We start from the raw sequence: 18,904 nt of genomic DNA, 5'->3' as shown, positions 1-18,904 counted from the left end.
TTCACTTAAGACTTGATCTTAATGGCATTACATGCAGGGATGTTTTGGTCTGCAATACGGATACTTGCAGTTCCTTGATAACCTTTTGCAAAAGCACGCTCTTGAGCCGTTGGTTCAACAAACTTGCTCTTATCTGTTCCTTCTTTATCGTAAGCATTGATATAAGCGGTCAGATATAAAGCAGAATTATTCAACCAAGAAACCGTATTATTTGAGAAGTTGGTTAAGTTAATTCCTGTGGCTTGCCCATTTAATAAGTTATGCACATTGATTTTCGCACCACTAATATTATTTTGACCATTTAAGGAGGTAAAGTTCAAACCGAGTAATACACCTTCAATAGCACCAAATTTTGGATTTGCTAAAATCATACGCACGGTAATTGATTTATCATTCGCCGAATAAAGTGCCCCACCTGTCGTACCCACTCGATATTGTGTTACACCATACTCATCAATAAATGTACCATCAGCTTGTGGCTCTGCTTTAGCACAGCTCCCTGACATATCTGTTGCAGTTGCATCCTTTTTAATATCAGTGCGAATATCACCGTGTTCATCAATCACAATCCCTAAATCAACTGATGGAAGGGTGGTCTCTTGAAATTTAAAAGTCAGAGTTGCATATAATGGGAATGCATAACGCTGCCCCGATCTAACATTCGCTTCTGTAGTAAAGACATCTTTTGGTAAATAACTAGCTGGGTTGACCTTAAATACATCCGTCACCCCTTTATAGTTCACACCAGCAATACTCTGCTGCCATAAACCCAAATCTTTTGCATTGTTAAATGGATCCGTCGATTTTAATTTCATCAACTGTCGATAGACAGCTTCTGTACTGGCGATATTGGTTCCATTAATCAACTTACCTTGTGTCATTAACACATCTTCGGATGTATTATTGTTTAATGTAAAACGTAGTGGTTGATTCGAGTTAACCTCTTGATTAACCAAGTTAAACCATTCTTTTTGTGCTTTTATTTGCAGTTTTTCTGGTTTCGTTGTTCCAAGCAATACAATAGGTGGAGATACGACACCATTGGTAATAATCGGGCTTCCTCGCCACTGCTGACCATAACCAATCGTATAGCCTTGACGGTCTGTTAATAATTCAAACCGCCCCATCGAGTGTCGTAAACTAGCCCCATTGTCCCCACCGATATTGAGACAATCCTTATAAAGTTCCCTATTACATCCGAAAAGACCGTCAGGGAATGCACCACTTCCCTCATTGGGTACTTCAACAACTGCACCATTACTTCCTGCTTTAAAAAGTGGGAGCTCAGCATACCATACCCCCATATGACTTAAATCGAGCAACTGGGTAAGAGTAGAAAATGCTTGTTCATCATTGATTTTGCTTACATCTAACCATGGCTTTAAAATTTCGGCATATGCTCCACTGCTTAATTCTGTACTCCCAATATCCCGACTGATAGCAGCAAGCGTATTTTTCTTTTCCGTAGTGAACTCAATTGGTTGTATATCACCAATGACATTCATATCATTTGCAATACTCTGGCTCTGAAAGATTTTAGTCAAAGCCATTGCGACTCTGATCGTATCATCACTCATACTTAGGCTAGCAGGTGTTTGTCCCGTTAAACCCATCGCCAGATCAACAAGACGAATACGCGCAGGTACCCCCACTTTTGTCTTGGTAATTTTATCTAACTGAATAGCACCTAAACTAATTTTCCTAGGACTTTCAGCACCTTGTAGATAAAAAGTTACAGTATCACCGAGCTTACATGCACCTGTAACGATATTGCTATCTAGTTTTGTGGCAAAGTGATTGACTTTATCACTACTACAATCAAAGTTTAATCCTGCTACAGGATAATCTAGCGCGAACTGTAAACAATCTGTCGCAGTAATATCACAACTGGTATTTGATGTTACCCCTGTTACACCTTTATTGGGGTCTTCATTGATTTTGGCACTTTCACCACCGCAACCATGTAAAAAAATAGCCAACGTTGAAAGCGCAAATGGCAATAATATTTTTTTGTTCATCATTGGTTAATCCTATCCATGATTACTGTAAAACAGAAATTTTTATCTGTCCTTGATTAGAAAGTTCTTGTTCAGAAACATCGACCGCCGATGCTAATGGCGTCATCATCATGTAATGCGCACCTACTGGTACTTTTATCACACCTTGGATACCCGAATGTTGTAACACTGTCGCAGCAGTTTTACTATTTTTAAATCCACTTACACCCTCTTCAATACACCCTTTTTCGTCCAAAAATACAACTAAAGGCCAGTAATAAACAGGTTTTCCATTATTGGAAGAATATGAATCAATTTGCATATACTGAATAGAAGAGTCTAGTTTCACTAGCTCATATTCAAATTTTTCCTTAAGCGGCTTTCTAGGCCATAATCCGATATCTTTTTTAAGTGTCAGAGTTTTGATTGATTTTTTATAACTCTCTAAAAAACAACGATCATTTTCAAAAGCTAATTTTAGATCATCACTCGATAAACGAATATAAGTGCCAGATAACGCAATTGGAGCTGTTGATTGCTGTGATCGATTTAGAAGTTTATCTAGAACTGACCGACTTACTCCTTTTTTCCTTTCTATCGTTTCAGTACGCCCAGTGCCGTCAGGTATCGTATAAAAGCGTTTTTTTCCATCCAAATTAAATTCTTGATTTTCTAAATATTCATTATTGACATAATCCACACCATCAACCTTATTAAATCCAACTATTGAGGTAGTTTCATTTGAAGAATTAGAAACACTTTTAGTTAATGGTGTTTTCTCTACAACCGCTGGTGTTTTTTCAACTGTTGGCTTCTCTATCGTCAAAGGGTTGGAAGAGACTTGAGCCTCACTTAATTTTTTAGTTGGTACTGATGATTCTTTTCCAGATTCATTATGGACTATCTTCGTCGTTTTAGATGAATCGACTGCTCGTTGAATAACTTTGGGCTCTGGGACTTTTGACTCAATTAAAATCTTTTCAGCTGTATTTTGTTGGCTTTGCTTGTTTTCAAATGATTTAGGGGTTTCTACCGCCCTTTTCTGTTCAAGCGGTACAACTCCTGTTTCTACTGGATTGATCTTAGTAATCGTTGGTTGTGATGCTTTTTCAGCATGAGGTTCCTGTTGCTGCTTACGAGGCTCTGCTTCTTTTTTTCCAATTTTCATAGGCACAACCATTGGACGACCATCTGGACCAATAATCGTATAGAAACCATCCGCATAAACAGTCGAAACACTTGATACCATTAAAAGTAATAATGAAATAGCAAGTGCCGATTGCTGAGTCCTTTTCTTTTGCATTACCATCTTGTTCTGTAGTTAATCCCGAGTAAAGTGACTTTTGTATTTGTTTTGACGTTCAAACCTGCATAAGGGTTTAATAACAGGTTATTCACCCCTGTTTGGTTTGAAAGACTACTGGTATTTGCAGGAATATCGTCACGGCTACGTAAAAAGCCAAGTGATAAATCTAAATCTGTGTCCTGATCAAAACGATAACCGATCCCTAAACCAAACAATTGTGCATTGTTAATCGGCACCATGGTATTCCGTTTATCATCAGGAATTGAACTAGTACGAGGCTCATAGCCCATACGTAATTTCAAGCGATCTGTTGCAGAATACTCAAAGCCAATCCCCCAACGCCAAGAAGACTGAAACTTTAATGGTAAAGATAATGATCGATCGGTTACATCGTTAGATAAAAGCTTAGCAACTTTTAACAAAGAAATTTGGCGATCAAACTCAAATCTAAACTTGTCCCAAGCAGAGAAATCCGTCCAACCTAAATCAAAGTTCATTTGCAAATCAGGAAAGATTTTATATTTAATCCCAGCTTTAAAATGCTGTGGATATTTAAAATCCATTGCTAACAACCCAGATTCTATTGGGGGTGCATAACTTGGAAATCCTAAAATTGCTGCAAGAATCTGGCCTGTTGCAGATGAGTTCAATCCGGCAATTAATTGTTGTGGCGCTTCCGCAACATTAATTAAATATTTACCTTTTAACCGCATCTTCGCCTCACTTTGGTACACCATCCCAAAGCTAAAGTCATCCGTAGGTTCCCACAATAAACCCAAGTTATAGCTAGGACTTAAAGACTGTTCCAGTGAAACATCCAGAGATCCGACCTTACTAAAAGGATCCATTCCTTCTTTGGCATTACAAATACCAAAAAGCAGGAGGTCAGTAATAATGTCTCCATTTTGTTTAAATGGTCCACAAACGACTTCATCGACCATACGTAATACCCCAATCAGCTCATTTGGGAAACGTAAATCCGTTTTCATCGCAATGGCTTGATAGGACATCCCAATTGAAGCACCGAGATATAAATTATCATTGACCTGATAACCAAATGAAGGCGATAAATAGGTAATTCGCTCTAGAGCAACCTGCTGCCCCATATAGTTACTTGGATTACCATCTTCTGCACCAAAACCAGCTACAAGTGGTGCATAAATTGCTGTTGCGTAAGTTACTTTTGAGCCAGGTGGTTTATAAGAAATACCAGCAGTGGGCGCAACTAATGGGGAGTTCGGTCCTAAATCTACAATTTTCTTTAAAACAGGCACATAAATACTGGCATATTCAACATCACCACTTACCGTTCCTTTAAAATCAGTACAAATATTCGAGTCGACTTCAGGTCCATCATTACAAACAATCGGATCATCCGAATAGCCAAAAACATTGTAGCCAGCAGGCGCAGCATAATCTCGTTTAATAGCAAAGTTCGCTAGAATCCCTTGCACATCAGTTTGTAAACCGTCTAGTTTAGCAAGTGCTGCCGGGTTGAAGTGAACTGCACTAATTCCAGGGGGATCCGCGGTGACTGCATTCCCTAATGATAAAGAACGCAAATCTACAGATAGGTCTTGTCCGAGTTGTGCATGGGTAGCACTCGATAGCCCAGCAAAAAAAATCGCTATCGTTAATGGACATAATTTAAGGTGTTTCACCATTATTACATCTCCTTAACGAGCTTTTTTACCAAAACCTATGATATCAAGCGGGAAAGATAAGCCTAGTGATACATCTGGGGCATCTTCCGTTAAACCGATCCCGACAGTACCATTGACAATTGTTTCAGGTGATACACGTACCCCTAAAGCAAATGACAACATAGCACTACTCTGGTCAGCAGATTTATAACTTTCATCATTCTCGAAATAGAATTTCGCCCCAGTATTAAAGCTTTGTTGATATGACATGGTCAATGACACGTCATAGTTAAATGAATAGGCAAAACCAAAAGAGAATCCACCGCTGAGACCTGGATCAAAACTTTCTAAAACGCGGCTTCCGCGCAATTGATTGAGTCCAGACTCTTTTAGACCATAACTAGTTGAAACTGATGCAAACAATACGACAGGATCAATATATTTACGTGTACTTGCTCCAGCACCAACTGAATAATAACCTTTACCTGTTGATAGCTCATCGACCCCTACTTCATATGGGCTATCACCTGTTTTAGTTGATAAGCTACCAAATAGGACCAATGGCAAACGGCCCTGTTTTAACGGAAAAGGTTCCCAACGCGCACCAAAATTAATATCACCTAAACCTGCAGCTGTTTGGTCTTTCAATAACTCTTTTTTCGCCACAAAAGGTAACGAAGCAGATAACGTCACATTGTCTAATAAACCGTATTGAACCGTAAACGTATTGGTTAAGGTATGGTTAGCATCTTCTTCAACACGTAATCTAGATAATGAGCTATTACTATCATTCAAGGCCAAATCAAGGCGGCTATCACGATAATAGGTATAGTCCAAATCATAATAAGATGAAAAAATTCCTTTCTTAATTAATGAATACTGGCGCTCATTGGATGTGAATACTTCTTGTAAATTAGTTTCCTGTGTTGCATCAGTTTCTTTTTTTTGTAAAGCACTTGCAGCTTGGTCTGCTTGATTCCCCTCAGCGACCGCACTGGTATCTACAACAGGATTTGCTGGACTTTCAGCAACTGTATCCACTGGTACTTCAGCTACTGATGCCTGATCTGTTCCAGATGCTACAGGCTCAACAGGTGATGCTTGTTCTGCTGCGTAAAGTGTTGATGTGATTGCGCTTAAACTTAAGGCCAACACACTCATATTCATCCATGTACGATTCATTTTACTTTGCATCCTATTACATTAATTTTACTGATTTTTCTAAATTTACTTCCGCTTGTAATATAAGCGCATATATGTCGTTATCGGTTGGTTATACGTTTCTGAATTAGGATCTGCATCCAATACTCGACGCATTGTCGAAGCTTTGTCCGCAAGATGCTCAAATTTTTGCGTTGGAAATTGAATTTCAGCAAGGGCATACCGATTTACAGTTGCATCCTCAACATGACGCATATCCGCATCTTGTAATGCTAATAAGCTCTTTTGGTATTGTTGAGGAATATCAACAATAAATAATGTATTGTTATCCCATATTTCTTTGAAACGAGTTTCATCAAAGCTAATATTACCTAACGCAGGATCAGCGACATAAACTCGCCCATCTTTATATGCTTTATATACAACAAAATGTTTAAAGCCAGCATAAGTAATAGGAACAATCGCTGGTTGCTTTAACGAGATAAGATCTGAAAATTCCCCACGATAACCTCCACTATTAATCCCTAAAGCGGAAACAAAACGTTTCATATCTAATAAAGAGAAACTACGACGCTCAATAATACGCTGGTACTCACCATACTGGAGTAGACCGCTCATGGTTTGCTGTTCAGTTAAACGTAACCCCCCATAACCATTTAATAACGTTGTTAAGGCAGCTGAACCACAACTATAATCATAGGCCTGACGAACGATCCCCCGAAACTGATCCTCTGTAGCAGGTTTAATCACTACTGCTTCACGGTGGTTGCGAGTAAAGGAAGGATAACGAGAATCCAAGGTTTCTGTATAATATACAGATCCTTCTGGTTTTTTTTCTATTTCAAAGGCTTGCGTTGTAAAGTAATACATCAATGCCGAGCCTAAAGCGATCTCTAACATAAGTCTCTTTTTCTAACAATGGCAGCACTTGCCTTATTCATCTTATTTTTAGTGTCTATGACACTACATCCCTGCAAGATGAAGATACCTTCTTTTATAAAAAAATACATCTTTTTTTTGGTTTTTTTTGACAGAATGTTATTTTTTTTATTATTACACCGACAATTTGACAAATCTTGCCTTTAAGCAAACATTTCTATAACAATTATTTATAATTTTAACTTTTTTAGTTCTAAAAATAAAACCGAATAATTTACTTAAAGCCTATGAATGATAGGCATAAAATAACAACACATCAGCAGCATAATTTAAAACACTCAAACAACTCACGATTGTTACTTCCTTCAGCATTATTTACACTATAGAAACTCTACTTAAAAACAAAAAAAGCGCAAGATGCGCTTTTTTTGTTTGATAACCGATTAGTGACCAGAAATCGTAATTACTGCACCAGAAGCTGCTGTAGGACCTGAACCATAAGTAGTTTTTAAACCTTGGATTTCTACGTCACCGATTGAACCTGCAGTCGCACTACCTAAATGAACGCCTTTAATGTAAATATCTGTACCGTTTGCTGGAGATTGACTTACAATTCTTAAGAACCCGTCATTAGCACCTGCAACACTTTCACCAACTACACTTACATTTGCCTTAACAGTCATGTCATTACTGCCATTATCAGCAACTTTAATGCTGTCTAGACGAATTTCACCCGCCAATGTACTTGCAACAGCTCCTGAAGTTTGTTGACCAATTGTTGATTTATCTTTAATACCTAAATTGGTAATTTCCAAACCACCAGTCATTGTTGTATTCAACATGATCATTGCACCTTGAGGAGCAGCACCTAATTGAATATTTGCATCCATCGTACCTGTTTTCAATGTTAAACCAGATAAGATTTCATTTGCTGCGCCAGTAGTGCCACGTTGGATATTTGTTGTACCTTGAGTTCCAGAAGCAGCAACTTCGATTTTACCAAGACTAATATTCAAACCAGATACTTTAGCTGCAACATTAAGGAACGCACCGCCAGTTGCTGTAGTACCAGCATCCGTATCAATTTTCAAATCAGCCAAGTTATGAGAAGGCAACAATGCAGCCATATTTGGTGTAACTGAAACGTTGTTAACAACAATTGCACCAGCAACACCTGTACCACCAGAACCAATTGTACCCGCTGCACCACCGTTGTCAGCATAACCATCGTTATCATGAATTAATAATTTATCGATCGTAACAGAGCTAATACCAAGACCAATATTAATCCCGTCTTGACCTGTTGCAGCGCTTAGTGCAGCATCATCCATTGACTGCATAGCCATTGCATTTGCGCTAATCGCCATTGAAGAAACTAAAGCTAGTTTAGTAAACATTTTCATTGAGCACTCTCCCAAGAGCATTTATTTTTTGACTTACACTACTCTAAACTGTCCACGGTCGTTTTATTCTTAAATGACAACTTGAACTTCCAATCCTTGAGTAGTTCGCTTAGCAATTACTAAATTACCTGTTTGTTATTTTATGTTCAACTCCTGTTAACTGCTTTTTATCCACAAACCGACAAACGGCATATAAAACACTCAATCCAAACTATTCAAAAAAATCGTGACAACAACATGTAATTATTCATGATTTTTATTATATTTTTTTGAACACCAAATCTAAACTTAAATCTGTTAACCATTTATCATCGTCAAAAATCAGATAAGAAGTGTTAACAAAAGTGCTTTATTCATTCTAATCTGATAAATACATCATTTATTTGATCTAAGCAATCTTCGAGCAAAAGCATCCGTTTTTTCATCAAACAGTAGGATAAACATCAGTTTGATATTTTTGGATGTAGTACAATTTCTCTCTTCAAATGTATAGCCAGTATTTCCGTTTTATGTCTTATTTTCAGCAAAAGCTTAACACGCAACTCACTTCTGCATTTGAGCTTCTGTCCCGACTGTTTGATTTGACTGGCTTAGTTTATTTGCATGACCAAGGTGCACCTGTAATTGCATTTTTACCCAAAGAGTTTCTAATTTTTCAGCAATCTAAGCTTCAACAATTTCAACAAATACAATTCAATCAATATCAAATCAAATCAGAAGTACGCTCTCTCCTCGACTTCTCTCAGTTTGATGGCACCTCCTCTTCTGATCATCCTGATGGATTTTATGGTGGATATATTGGCTTCTTTAGTTATGACTATAGTGCAGATCAATTTACAACAATTGATGCATGCCCACAGCCAAGTTTTTTCTTGGGTCAATACCTCAGCTTTTTAAAGTTTCAGGAAGGTGAATGGTACTTTTATAGTGATGAACCTCAGGCTGAAAATATCTATCAACACATTTCCGATTTGATCAATACACCAAAACAACTCAATGCACTGTCTTTAAATCAGCAATGCCGCCCTCGTTGGACGAAACAGCAGTACTTCACTGCATTCAACCAAGTGCAGGAGTACATCAAAGCGGGGGATTGTTATCAAATTAACTTGACTCAAGAATTTACAGCGCATGTACAAGGTTCATTATTAAGCCGTGCCCATGATTTATGGGAACTCACCCAAGCCCCCTATGCTGGTTATCTCAAAATCAATGATTTTGAATTGCTCAGTTGCTCTCCTGAACTGTTTATTGAATTCAAGGACAACCGAGAAATTAAAACACGCCCAATCAAAGGCACCATGCCACGTTTTGACGATCCACAACAAGATCAGATCTCAAAGGATAAACTCAGCCACTCTGAAAAAGATCAGGCTGAGAATGTCATGATTGTCGATTTGCTCCGCAATGACTTGAGTGTCTATGCTGAAACAGGCTCTGTTGAGACAACCAAATTATTTGAAATTGAAAGCTTTAATCAAGTCCATCATATGGTCAGCGAGATTACGGCAACCTTAAAAGCAGACATCAATCCAATGCAAATGTTATTGTCTGCCCTACCAGGTGGTTCAATCACAGGTGCACCGAAGATTCGTGCTATGCAAATCATTGAAGAATTAGAAGGTGCACCGCGTGGCGCTTATTGTGGCAGCTTAGGTTATTTTAATTTCGATGGTACAGGTTGCTGGAATATTTTGATTCGTAGTATTCAAAAATATCAGGATCAATTATCGATGTGGGCGGGTGGCGGCATCACCATTGCTTCTGATGCAGAAGCAGAATATCAAGAATGCTTTGATAAAATTTCTGCCATGCTTGATTTACTCAATACATGGCAAACTTCTGAACAATAAGCGTCAATACAGATTTATAAAATTTGCGTTTTAAGCGTATCGACTAAACGCTGGTTTTGTTCATCTGTACCAATCGTGATACGCAAGAATTGATTAATGCGCGGCTTATTGAAATAACGCACAATAATCCCCTGTTCACGCAATTGTTGAGACAACTGGGCAGCATCATGTTGCGGATGTGTAGCAAAGATAAAATTGGCTTTCGAAGGCAATACCTCAAAGCCTAAAGCTATGAGATCACTCACTAATTTTTCTCGACTCTCAATCACTTTGGCACATTGCGCTTCAAAATAAGCTTGATCTTCGAATGATGCCACGGCTGCTGCTATTGCAAAACGATCAATTGGATAGGAGTTAAAACTATTTTTTACGGCTTCAAGTCCCGCAATCAAATGTGCTTGTGCAATGGCAAAACCAACGCGTAAGCCTGCCAATGAACGTGACTTAGAGGTCGTTTGGCAAACCACTAAATTTTCATAGCGATTAACCAATTGCACTGCTGACTCAGCACCAAAATCAACATAGGCTTCATCAATTACGACCACGCGATCTGGATTTGCCTTGAGTACCTGCTCAATCTTATCTAAACCGAGCGCGATACTGGTTGGCGCATTTGGATTGGTGATGATAATACCGCCATTTTCCTGCGCATAATCCGATACATCTATTTCGAATTTTTCATTCAAAGGAATCTGCTTGGTTTGTGTCGCAAAGAACTGGCTATAAACAGGATAAAAACTATAGGTGATATCTGGATAAAGAATCGGTTGTTTCTGGATAAAAAAAGCTTTGAAGATATGTGCCAATACTTCATCCGACCCATTACCGACAAAGACTTGAGCCACATCAACATGCTGCTGCTTGGCAATCGCCTGCTTTAACACCGTCGCGTCTGGGTCAGGGTATAGACGTAAGGCATCAGCATGATCTGCTAAAACAGCTTGCACTGCTTCCACCACTTTTGGTGATGGCGGATATGGGTTTTCATTGGTATTGAGTTTGAGTAAGTTTTGAATTTTAGGCTGCTCACCGGGTACATAAGGCTCTAATTCACGAACCTCGGGGCTCCAAAAACGCATTTGTTCTGCTGTAAACGTCATTGTTCTACTCTCATGTATCCTAAAAAAGGGGCTAACCAGCCCCTATCAATCTTTGAATCGGTTATTGGTAACGATAACGGGCTGAGCGCGCATGGGCATCAAGATTTTCTTGCACTGCCAGAACATCGGCTGCTTTTGCCAAGCTTTTCACACCCTCTTCAGAGCACATAATTAAGCTAGAGCGTTTCTGAAAATCATAAACACCGAGCGGTGAAGAAAAACGTGCCGTACCCGATGTCGGCAAGACATGGTTTGGACCAGCACAATAATCACCAATGGCTTCTGGGGTATAACGTCCCATAAAGATTGCACCCGCATGACGAATCTCCTGACTCATCAATTCAGCATCATCAAGACAAAGTTCTAAATGCTCAGGTGCGACCTGATTAATCAATTCAACTGCTTCTGCACGATCTTTTACCAATACCAATGCACCACGATTTTGAATCGAAGTTTTGGCAATTTCTGCTTTTGGTAATTCAGTTAAATGCTTTTCAATCGCGGCTTCAACTGCATTTAACAGAGTTTCATCTGGAGTAATGAAAATCGCTTGTGCAACCGTATCATGCTCAGCTTGAGACAATACGTCCATGGCTAGCCATTCAGCATTATTTTCACCTTCGGCATAGACCAGAATTTCCGAAGGCCCTGCAATCATATCGATACCGACTTGACCAAACACCGCACGTTTTGCGGCTGCTACAAATCGATTGCCTGGTCCTGTAATTTTGTCTACTGCTGGAATGGTTTGTGTTCCATAAGCCAATGCTGCAACGGCCTGTGCACCACCAATGGTAAACACTCGGCTCACCCCAGCTAAATAGGCAGCTGCTAATACCAATGGATTCAACTCACCATTTGGTGCCGGAACCACCATAATAATTTCAGGAACCCCTGCAACATGTGCAGGCAAAGCATTCATAAGTACCGATGATGGATAAGAGGCTAATCCGCCAGGCACATAAATCCCTACACGATCCAAAGGTGTGACTTTTTGACCTAAGGTATTACCCAACTCATCGATATAGGTCCAACCTTCCTGCTTTTGTGCTTGATGGAACGAACGAATGCGTTTTGCAGCAAGCTCTAATGCTTCACGGATTTCAACACTTAAACCATCAAATGCGGTTTTGAGCTGTGCTTGAGTCAGTTCTAAATCAGAGAATTGATGCGCTGGATGTCGATCGAACTGTTGCGTTAATTTAAGCACATGATCATCACCATGCTGACGTACATCAGCAATAATTTGATCTACAGTTTGAATTAATTGAGGATCATTAACCGTTTCAAATGCTAAAAGTTCAGCAAATGTCTGTTTAAAATTTTGATCCTGAGTCGATAAACGTCGCATCAATTTACCCACAAGGCGAATAAGAGAGCGCTAAGTTTACTCTTTTTCGGTGTCCTTGTGGGCACAATATAGGCTAAAAAAATCAATCAGAAAGAGAAGGTTCTTCGATCAATCCCCAATCTTTACTTTTATCTTTTTAATCAAAACATTTAGCTATCAAAAACAAAAGTTAAATTTTTTATTCCATTTGTCACAAAACAAAAGGCTGAATCGTCAAATGAATACCTACGTTGATTTTAATCAGGAACACTATAATGACGACACTCAATATTCATCCTAAAAAACACTTACCAGAGTCAATTCATCACCTCTATCAAGTCCATCAAAATATTCTTGATTCAGCTCTGATAGATCGCTCGCTTTACCATCTTGTTCTATTACGTGCCTCGCAAATCAATGGTTGTGCTTTTTGTGTGAAGATGCATATTGCTGAAGCTATGGCAGATGGTGAAATACAATCACGTTTGGACCGTTTGGTGGTATGGCGACATTGCAATGATTATACGGATCAGGAAAAAGCCGCCTTTGCTTGGGTTGAAGCACTCACGACTTTAAACCCACTCACTGATTATGAGCCTTTCCGTATAGCCTTGTTAAAATATTTCAGTGAGCCACAAATTTCAGCTTTAACTTTACTGATTGGCATGATTAATTTGTGGAATCGAATTGCAATTTCACAGCATTAACATCTATGAAAGCATCAGGCATGATTAGCCAACACGATTTAACAATTTTTGAGACAAGCCGAACATTTCTGTTCGGTCTTGCTTATCGGCTGCTAGGAACAACAAGTGATGCGGAAGATGTCTTACAGGATATTTTTATAAAATGGCAACAGCAACCCAAGCAAGATATTCTCAATCCCCAAGCTTGGCTGACCTCTGTATGCACACGCCATTGTATTGATCTACTCCGTGCTCACCACAGATCTAGAACTGAATATACGGGAACATGGTTACCTGAACCCTATCATCATACAGAAACATTCTCAGTCGAATCCGACTATACCCTCTCTACTGCTTTTCTTTTGGTTCTTGAAAAACTTTCAGTTAAAGAACGTGCAGCATATTTACTACATGACATCTTTAATCTTGACTATGTTGAAATTTCGGAAATCCTTCGGGAACAACAAAGTAATTGTCGACAATTGGTGGCCCGTAGCAGAAAACGTATTGCGGATGAACCAAATGTTCTCTCGAATCATCCGACTCAGCAGCAAATCAACTTACTCAATGCATTCAAAGTCGCCATTCATTCACATAACCTGAATCAACTCACACAATTACTTAGTGACGATATCCAATTTGCAGCAGATGGCGGTGGTAAAGTCTCAGCCATTCGACAGCCTTTCATTGGCCGACCGCCTATATTACGTTTCTTTGAACACTTGCTTTTTCAGGCTTGGACAGAGCTCTCTTGGGAAATGTGCCATATCAATGGCAGTGTCGGTTTTAAACTCTATGACTCAGACCATTATTGTGTCATGGTACTTACTTTTGCTTTCAATGATCAGCAACAACTGCAAAGCATTTATTCTTTACGTAATCCAGATAAACTCAAATAAAAAGGCCAACCGAAGCTGACCATTTTATTCAATTCAATCTAAAACTTAGTTTTGACGTGCTTTAATGGCTTGTTCAAGTTGCGTCAAAATCGGATTTAACACCGCTTGCTTACGCTTAAAGCTCGCCTTATTGACGATTAAGCGTGAAGAAACTTTGCAAATTTCTTCTAATGGCTCTAAGCCATTGGCACGTAAAGTATTACCTGTATCAACCACGTCGACAATGTAATCACCCAACCCAACCAAAGGTGCAAGTTCCATTGATCCGTATAGCTTAATGACATCAACCTGCTCACCAAGGCTTGCATAGTATTGACGGGTCAAGTTGACGTATTTAGTTGCGATCTTTAAACGGCCTTTTGGTCGTTCCATGCCGACTTTACCCGCCGTCATCAACTTACAATTGGCAATTTTTAGGTCAAGCAACTCATAAACATGTTGCGCACCATGTTCCATCAATACATCTTTACCCGCTACGCCAAAGTCTGCTGCACCATTCTCAACATAAGTCGGAACATCAGACGCACGTAGGATCAAAATACGAACTTTTTTGTGCGTAGTTGGAAAAATCAATTTGCGTGATTTATCTGGATCTTCAAGTAAATTAATACCCGCCTTTTCAAGCAACGGTAATGTTTCCTTTAAGATACGACCTTTACTGAGTGCTAAAGTTAAACCATGATCAAAATTGCCCATTACGTCAAAATTTGGATCATCGTTTCTTAAGTCATTCATCCTTTTACTCGCTTAATCTGAGCACCTAAACTTTGCAATTTCTCTTCCACATGTTCGTAACCACGATCAATATGATAGATACGGTCAACCAATGTTTCACCTTCAGCAACCAAAGCAGCTAAAACAAGTGAAAATGAAGCACGTAAATCGGTTGCCATGACAGGTGCAGCTTGAAGTGTTTCCACACCCGTTACCACCGCATCATGTCCTTCCACTTGAATATTCGCACCCATACGTGAAAGTTCTGGTACATGCATAAAACGGTTTTCGAAAATGGTTTCAGAAATCGTTGCAAAGCCACGTCCAATCACATTGACTGCCATAATTTGCGCTTGCATGTCTGTTGGAAATTCTGGATGCGGTAAGGTTCTAAAGCTCACGGCTTTAGGACGTTTGCCCTGCATATCCAATTCAATCCAGTCATCACCACGCGTGACTTCAGCACCCATTTCTTCAAACTTATCCAATACTGCTTCTAATAATGAAGGATCAGTATGGGTAGTCTTCACTCGTCCACCAGTAATGGCAGCGGCAGCTAAATATGAACCTGTTTCAATACGGTCTGCAACAACGGCATATTCACAACCATGCAAACTTTCAACACCAGTAACGACTAAAGTATCTGTATCTAAACCTTCAATTTTAGCGCCCATCTTAATCAACATTTGCGCAAGATCGGTGATTTCTGGTTCACGAGCAGCATTACGAATCGTGGTTACACCTTCAGCAAGTGCAGCAGCCATTAAGATATTCTCGGTACCACCAACGGTCACCATATCAAAGACAACTTCACCGCCTTTCAAACGACCATCAACTGAAGCATGCACATAGCCATTTTCAACTTCAATCTGCGCACCTAAAGCTTCTAAAGCTTTTAAGTGTTGATCGACTGGACGTGAGCCAATCGCACAGCCGCCTGGTAATGATACTTTTGCATTACCATAACGCGCTAACAAAGGACCAAGCACCAAAATAGATGCACGCATGGTGCGTACAAGTTCATATGGTGCAAACTGGTTATCTAATGTTGATGCGTCAGCACAAACCGTTTCACCTTCATAGCTCATGGTCACACCAAGACCAGCAATCAACTTAACCAATGTATTTACATCTTTTAGATTAGGTACATTGGTTAGCTTAATCGGAGAGTCAGCAAGGATCATTGCTGCAAGTAAAGGTAAAGCTGCATTTTTAGCACCAGAAATGCGCACTTCACCTTCGAGCTTAACACCGCCCGTAATTAAAAATTTATCCATTAATATTTAAGCTCCGAAAAGGCTTGCTTTGCGCCATTCGTCTTTTGTCATTGCGCGAATCGTAACAGCGTGAACTGCGCCACTCGCAATATAAGAATTTAGAGGTGCATAAACGGCTTGTTGACGAGCAACGGTACGCTTACCTTCAAACTGATCATCCACAATACGAAGGTCAAATTTCCCAGCTTGACCGCTCACTGCTACTTCTGCTTCAGGGAAAGCTTCTTTTAAAATTTGCGTGAGCTGCTCACTATTCATTACAAGGCCTCTTATACAACCATTGGTGTAAAACCAGCTATTTTACTATAACTTTTTCACATAATTCAGTAAGCAGTTTCTTTTTTTATCAATAAAAAAAAGAGGCTTCACAAAAAGCCTCTTATACAAAATAAAAAATTAACTCAAAAGTGCCAGTTCATGCTGATACGAACATTGAATTTTTCGATGTTTTGCTAGCTGGCGTTTTAATTTATCTGTCAGTTTTCGAATTGAAGTATACATATCATCGGCTGTGGCCTGTGCAAACAGTTCTACCCCCGGCAAACGTATAATCGCTTCAGCGATATGATTTGCACTACCTTTATGTGAACGTTTGTCAATTTGATGATCTTTAGCCAACTTGATTTGCATACTATTGACCTGATCTAGATGTTTGGTCATTTGACTAAACTTTTCTTTTATATTTTCTTCAATGGCTGGTGTAATGGTTAAATGGTGCCCACGAATCGTTATTTGCATAATTCTATCCCTCACCTTTTTCTCAGGATACAAGAAAATCGCTTCAGCAAATTTAATGCACATTATCAGTGGTTCAATATCCATTAAATCATTTCAGCGATTCCTCTAGTGATCATTAAAAAAATTCATTATTCCGTAATAATGAACCCCTAGAATAGTCACACCTTGAAATTTAGATCAAGACTTTTCTTTCAGAAGATGAGGCAATATGTAACGATTCACGATATTTTGCCACCGTGCGTCGAGCCACCTCAATCCCTTCATTCTTCAACATTTCAGCAATTGCATTATCTGACAAAGGCTTACGCGGATTCTCACTTGAAACGAGTTTTTTAATCATGGCACGAATTGCCGTCGATGAAGCCTCACCACCTGTTGTTGTTCCAACATGACTAGAAAAGAAGTATTTCAATTCAAATAAACCACGTGGTGTCAGCATATATTTATTGGTTGTCACCCGAGATACGGTCGACTCATGTAATTCAACTTCTTCTGCCACATCCCGAAGCACTAAAGGTTTCATCGCTTCTGGGCCTTGCTCCAAAAAAGCTCGCTGATGCTCAACAATACAGGTTGCTACTTTCAACAAAGTCTTATGACGTTCATCAATACTCTTGATAAAATTCTTCGCTTCCAGCATTTGATTGCGCAAATAGACATTATCGTCACTTTGATCAGCTCGACGAATCATGCCTGAATAAAAAGAATTGATGCGTAATTTAGGCAATACATCAGGGTTCAGTTGAACTTGCCAATGTTGATCTTTCTTCGACACCACAACATCAGGAACTTGGTATTCAGATTCTTGTTGATTGAATTCCAACCCAGGATAAGGCTTTAAGGTCTTCAACAAATCAACGGCACTTTTTAATTGCTCTTTAGATAATCCTGTTTGCTTTAACAACTTATTCAGGTCATTCGAAATCAATAACTCATAGTATTTCAATAAATTTCTAGCTTCAGCGAGATAAGGAACTTTTTCATTAAAAGTTTCAAGTTGGATTTTCAAGCATTCTGCTAAATTTCTGGAACCGACACCAATAGGATCAAGACGTTGAATATGTTTTAAAACAACAATAATTTCATCTTGCTCAACCTCTTCTTCACTCTCCATTTCCTGTAAAAGACGGGAAACTGCAAGCAAAATATCATCCAAATCTGCATCGAGGAACCCTTTATCATCAAGAGAGTCTACGATGCAATATGCAATCAATTTTTCTACCGTTGAAAAATGCAAGAGATTGACTTGATCTAAAATATGCTCTTTGAGACTCAAATGTACTTGACGATTGTCTTCTCTTTCTTCATATTCTGGTGAGGCCAATGCTGTAGATTGATGGGTATAAATATCATCCCATTCAGTATCAACAGGTAAATCATTTGGAAGATGATCCGCATTCAGTTCAGTGGTTAAATCTCCATTCTCTTTTTCTTCTAGTGAAGACAGACTTTCCGTGGTACCCATATCTTCTATTTTTTCAAGTAATGGATTGCTGTCTAACTGGATTTGAATTTCTTGTTCTAACTCTAAGCTAGATAGCTGTAAAAGACGTATGGCCTGCTGCAATTGAGGAGTTAACGATAAGCTGTTCGCAACTTTCAATCCAACAGATAATTTCATAGTCTTTCCTTTTATTAAAATAAGCAAAAAACATGCCTATAAAAATATTTATAACATAAAGCAATGTTTCCGCATACAAGGAAAAAGCTTTTCAACTGACTTATCTGTTCAAAAAACTAGCACACGTCCAATCTTTTATAATATTTATAAAAAATTGTCAGAAAGGACTTTTCTTTACACCTTCTATAAAAGCCTTAGCTCAGATTTTACGATTGATTCTCCCCATTATACCTTTCCGTCCGCGCAATAAAAAACACCCCAACCTCTCTCGAGATTGGGGTGTTTCTAATTTAAAAG

At 39.0% G+C, this 18,904-nt stretch carries 16 protein-coding genes; 3 read left to right on the top strand and 13 right to left on the bottom strand.

Going from position 1 to position 18,904, the window contains the following annotated elements; genetic code table 11:
- Positions 1–5: 5 nt before the first annotated feature.
- From A7P54_RS08620 to A7P54_RS08595, 6 genes are all read right to left on the bottom strand, one after another.
- Positions 6–2,021, bottom strand: coding sequence for a hypothetical protein (locus A7P54_RS08620; RefSeq protein WP_171549324.1), 2,016 nt, complete (start codon positions 2,019–2,021; stop codon positions 6–8).
- Positions 2,022–2,040: 19 nt separating this feature from the next.
- Positions 2,041–3,300: a putative pilus assembly protein FilE gene (filE, locus tag A7P54_RS08615; protein ID WP_171549675.1), complete on the bottom strand. Its 1,260-nt coding sequence runs from the start codon at positions 3,298–3,300 to the stop codon at positions 2,041–2,043.
- Positions 3,300–4,964, bottom strand: a complete 1,665-nt coding sequence (locus tag A7P54_RS08610) for an outer membrane protein transport protein (RefSeq protein WP_171066456.1) — start codon at positions 4,962–4,964, stop codon at positions 3,300–3,302. The genes filE and A7P54_RS08610 overlap by 1 nt, the downstream gene beginning before the upstream one ends.
- Positions 4,965–4,979: 15 nt before the next feature.
- Complete coding sequence (locus tag A7P54_RS08605) at positions 4,980–6,128, bottom strand: hypothetical protein (RefSeq protein WP_216077070.1); 1,149 nt, start codon at positions 6,126–6,128, stop codon at positions 4,980–4,982.
- A gap of 45 nt (positions 6,129–6,173) precedes the next feature.
- The gene (locus A7P54_RS08600) at positions 6,174–7,007 is read right to left on the bottom strand and encodes a C39 family peptidase (protein WP_004804539.1); all 834 of its coding nucleotides are present in this window, start codon (positions 7,005–7,007) and stop codon (positions 6,174–6,176) included.
- A gap of 422 nt (positions 7,008–7,429) precedes the next feature.
- Positions 7,430–8,389: a DUF6160 family protein gene (locus tag A7P54_RS08595; RefSeq protein WP_171549323.1), complete on the bottom strand. Its 960-nt coding sequence runs from the start codon at positions 8,387–8,389 to the stop codon at positions 7,430–7,432.
- Between the two features lie 509 nt (positions 8,390–8,898).
- Between A7P54_RS08595 and A7P54_RS08590 the strand changes: the two genes are divergently transcribed.
- Positions 8,899–10,242 (top strand): anthranilate synthase component I family protein, encoded by a 1,344-nt coding sequence (locus tag A7P54_RS08590; RefSeq protein WP_171549322.1) that lies wholly within the window; start codon positions 8,899–8,901, stop codon positions 10,240–10,242.
- Between the two features lie 14 nt (positions 10,243–10,256).
- Here A7P54_RS08590 and hisC read toward each other — a convergent pair whose 3' ends face one another.
- Complete coding sequence (hisC, locus tag A7P54_RS08585) at positions 10,257–11,342, bottom strand: histidinol-phosphate transaminase (protein WP_171549321.1); 1,086 nt, start codon at positions 11,340–11,342, stop codon at positions 10,257–10,259.
- Between the two features lie 61 nt (positions 11,343–11,403).
- Positions 11,404–12,693, bottom strand: coding sequence for a histidinol dehydrogenase (gene hisD, locus A7P54_RS08580; RefSeq protein WP_033133454.1), 1,290 nt, complete (start codon positions 12,691–12,693; stop codon positions 11,404–11,406).
- 254 nt (positions 12,694–12,947) lie between these two features.
- On the opposite strand from hisD, the gene A7P54_RS08575 reads away from it, so the two are divergent.
- Together A7P54_RS08575 and A7P54_RS08570 are read left to right on the top strand one after the other, a co-directional pair.
- Positions 12,948–13,379 (top strand): carboxymuconolactone decarboxylase family protein, encoded by a 432-nt coding sequence (locus tag A7P54_RS08575; protein ID WP_171549320.1) that lies wholly within the window; start codon positions 12,948–12,950, stop codon positions 13,377–13,379.
- Positions 13,380–13,384: 5 nt separating this feature from the next.
- The gene (locus tag A7P54_RS08570; RefSeq protein WP_171549319.1) at positions 13,385–14,257 is read left to right on the top strand and encodes a sigma-70 family RNA polymerase sigma factor; all 873 of its coding nucleotides are present in this window, start codon (positions 13,385–13,387) and stop codon (positions 14,255–14,257) included.
- A 45-nt stretch (positions 14,258–14,302) separates the two neighbouring features.
- On the opposite strand, the gene hisG is transcribed toward A7P54_RS08570, so the two are convergent.
- The 5 genes from hisG to A7P54_RS08545 form a co-directional block, all read right to left on the bottom strand.
- Positions 14,303–14,992 (bottom strand): ATP phosphoribosyltransferase, encoded by a 690-nt coding sequence (gene hisG, locus A7P54_RS08565; RefSeq protein WP_005151374.1) that lies wholly within the window; start codon positions 14,990–14,992, stop codon positions 14,303–14,305.
- Positions 14,989–16,248: a UDP-N-acetylglucosamine 1-carboxyvinyltransferase gene (gene murA / locus A7P54_RS08560; protein WP_004804524.1), complete on the bottom strand. Its 1,260-nt coding sequence runs from the start codon at positions 16,246–16,248 to the stop codon at positions 14,989–14,991. The genes hisG and murA overlap by 4 nt, the downstream gene beginning before the upstream one ends.
- A gap of 6 nt (positions 16,249–16,254) precedes the next feature.
- Positions 16,255–16,506, bottom strand: coding sequence for a BolA family iron metabolism protein IbaG (gene ibaG / locus A7P54_RS08555; RefSeq protein ID WP_005151378.1), 252 nt, complete (start codon positions 16,504–16,506; stop codon positions 16,255–16,257).
- 138 nt (positions 16,507–16,644) lie between these two features.
- Positions 16,645–16,986 carry a ribosome-associated translation inhibitor RaiA gene (gene raiA / locus A7P54_RS08550; protein ID WP_004655596.1) on the bottom strand — a complete coding sequence of 114 codons (342 nt, stop codon included), beginning with the start codon at positions 16,984–16,986 and terminating at the stop codon, positions 16,645–16,647.
- A gap of 172 nt (positions 16,987–17,158) precedes the next feature.
- Positions 17,159–18,607, bottom strand: a complete 1,449-nt coding sequence (locus tag A7P54_RS08545; protein ID WP_216077069.1) for an RNA polymerase factor sigma-54 — start codon at positions 18,605–18,607, stop codon at positions 17,159–17,161.
- Positions 18,608–18,904: the final 297 nt, after the last annotated feature.

It is taken from the genome of Acinetobacter sp. Ac_3412 (assembly GCF_013072675.1).
In the GTDB taxonomy this organism is placed as follows: Bacteria; Pseudomonadota; Gammaproteobacteria; order Pseudomonadales; family Moraxellaceae; genus Acinetobacter; species Acinetobacter higginsii.
This window is presented reverse-complemented; position numbering and strand designations above follow the sequence as displayed.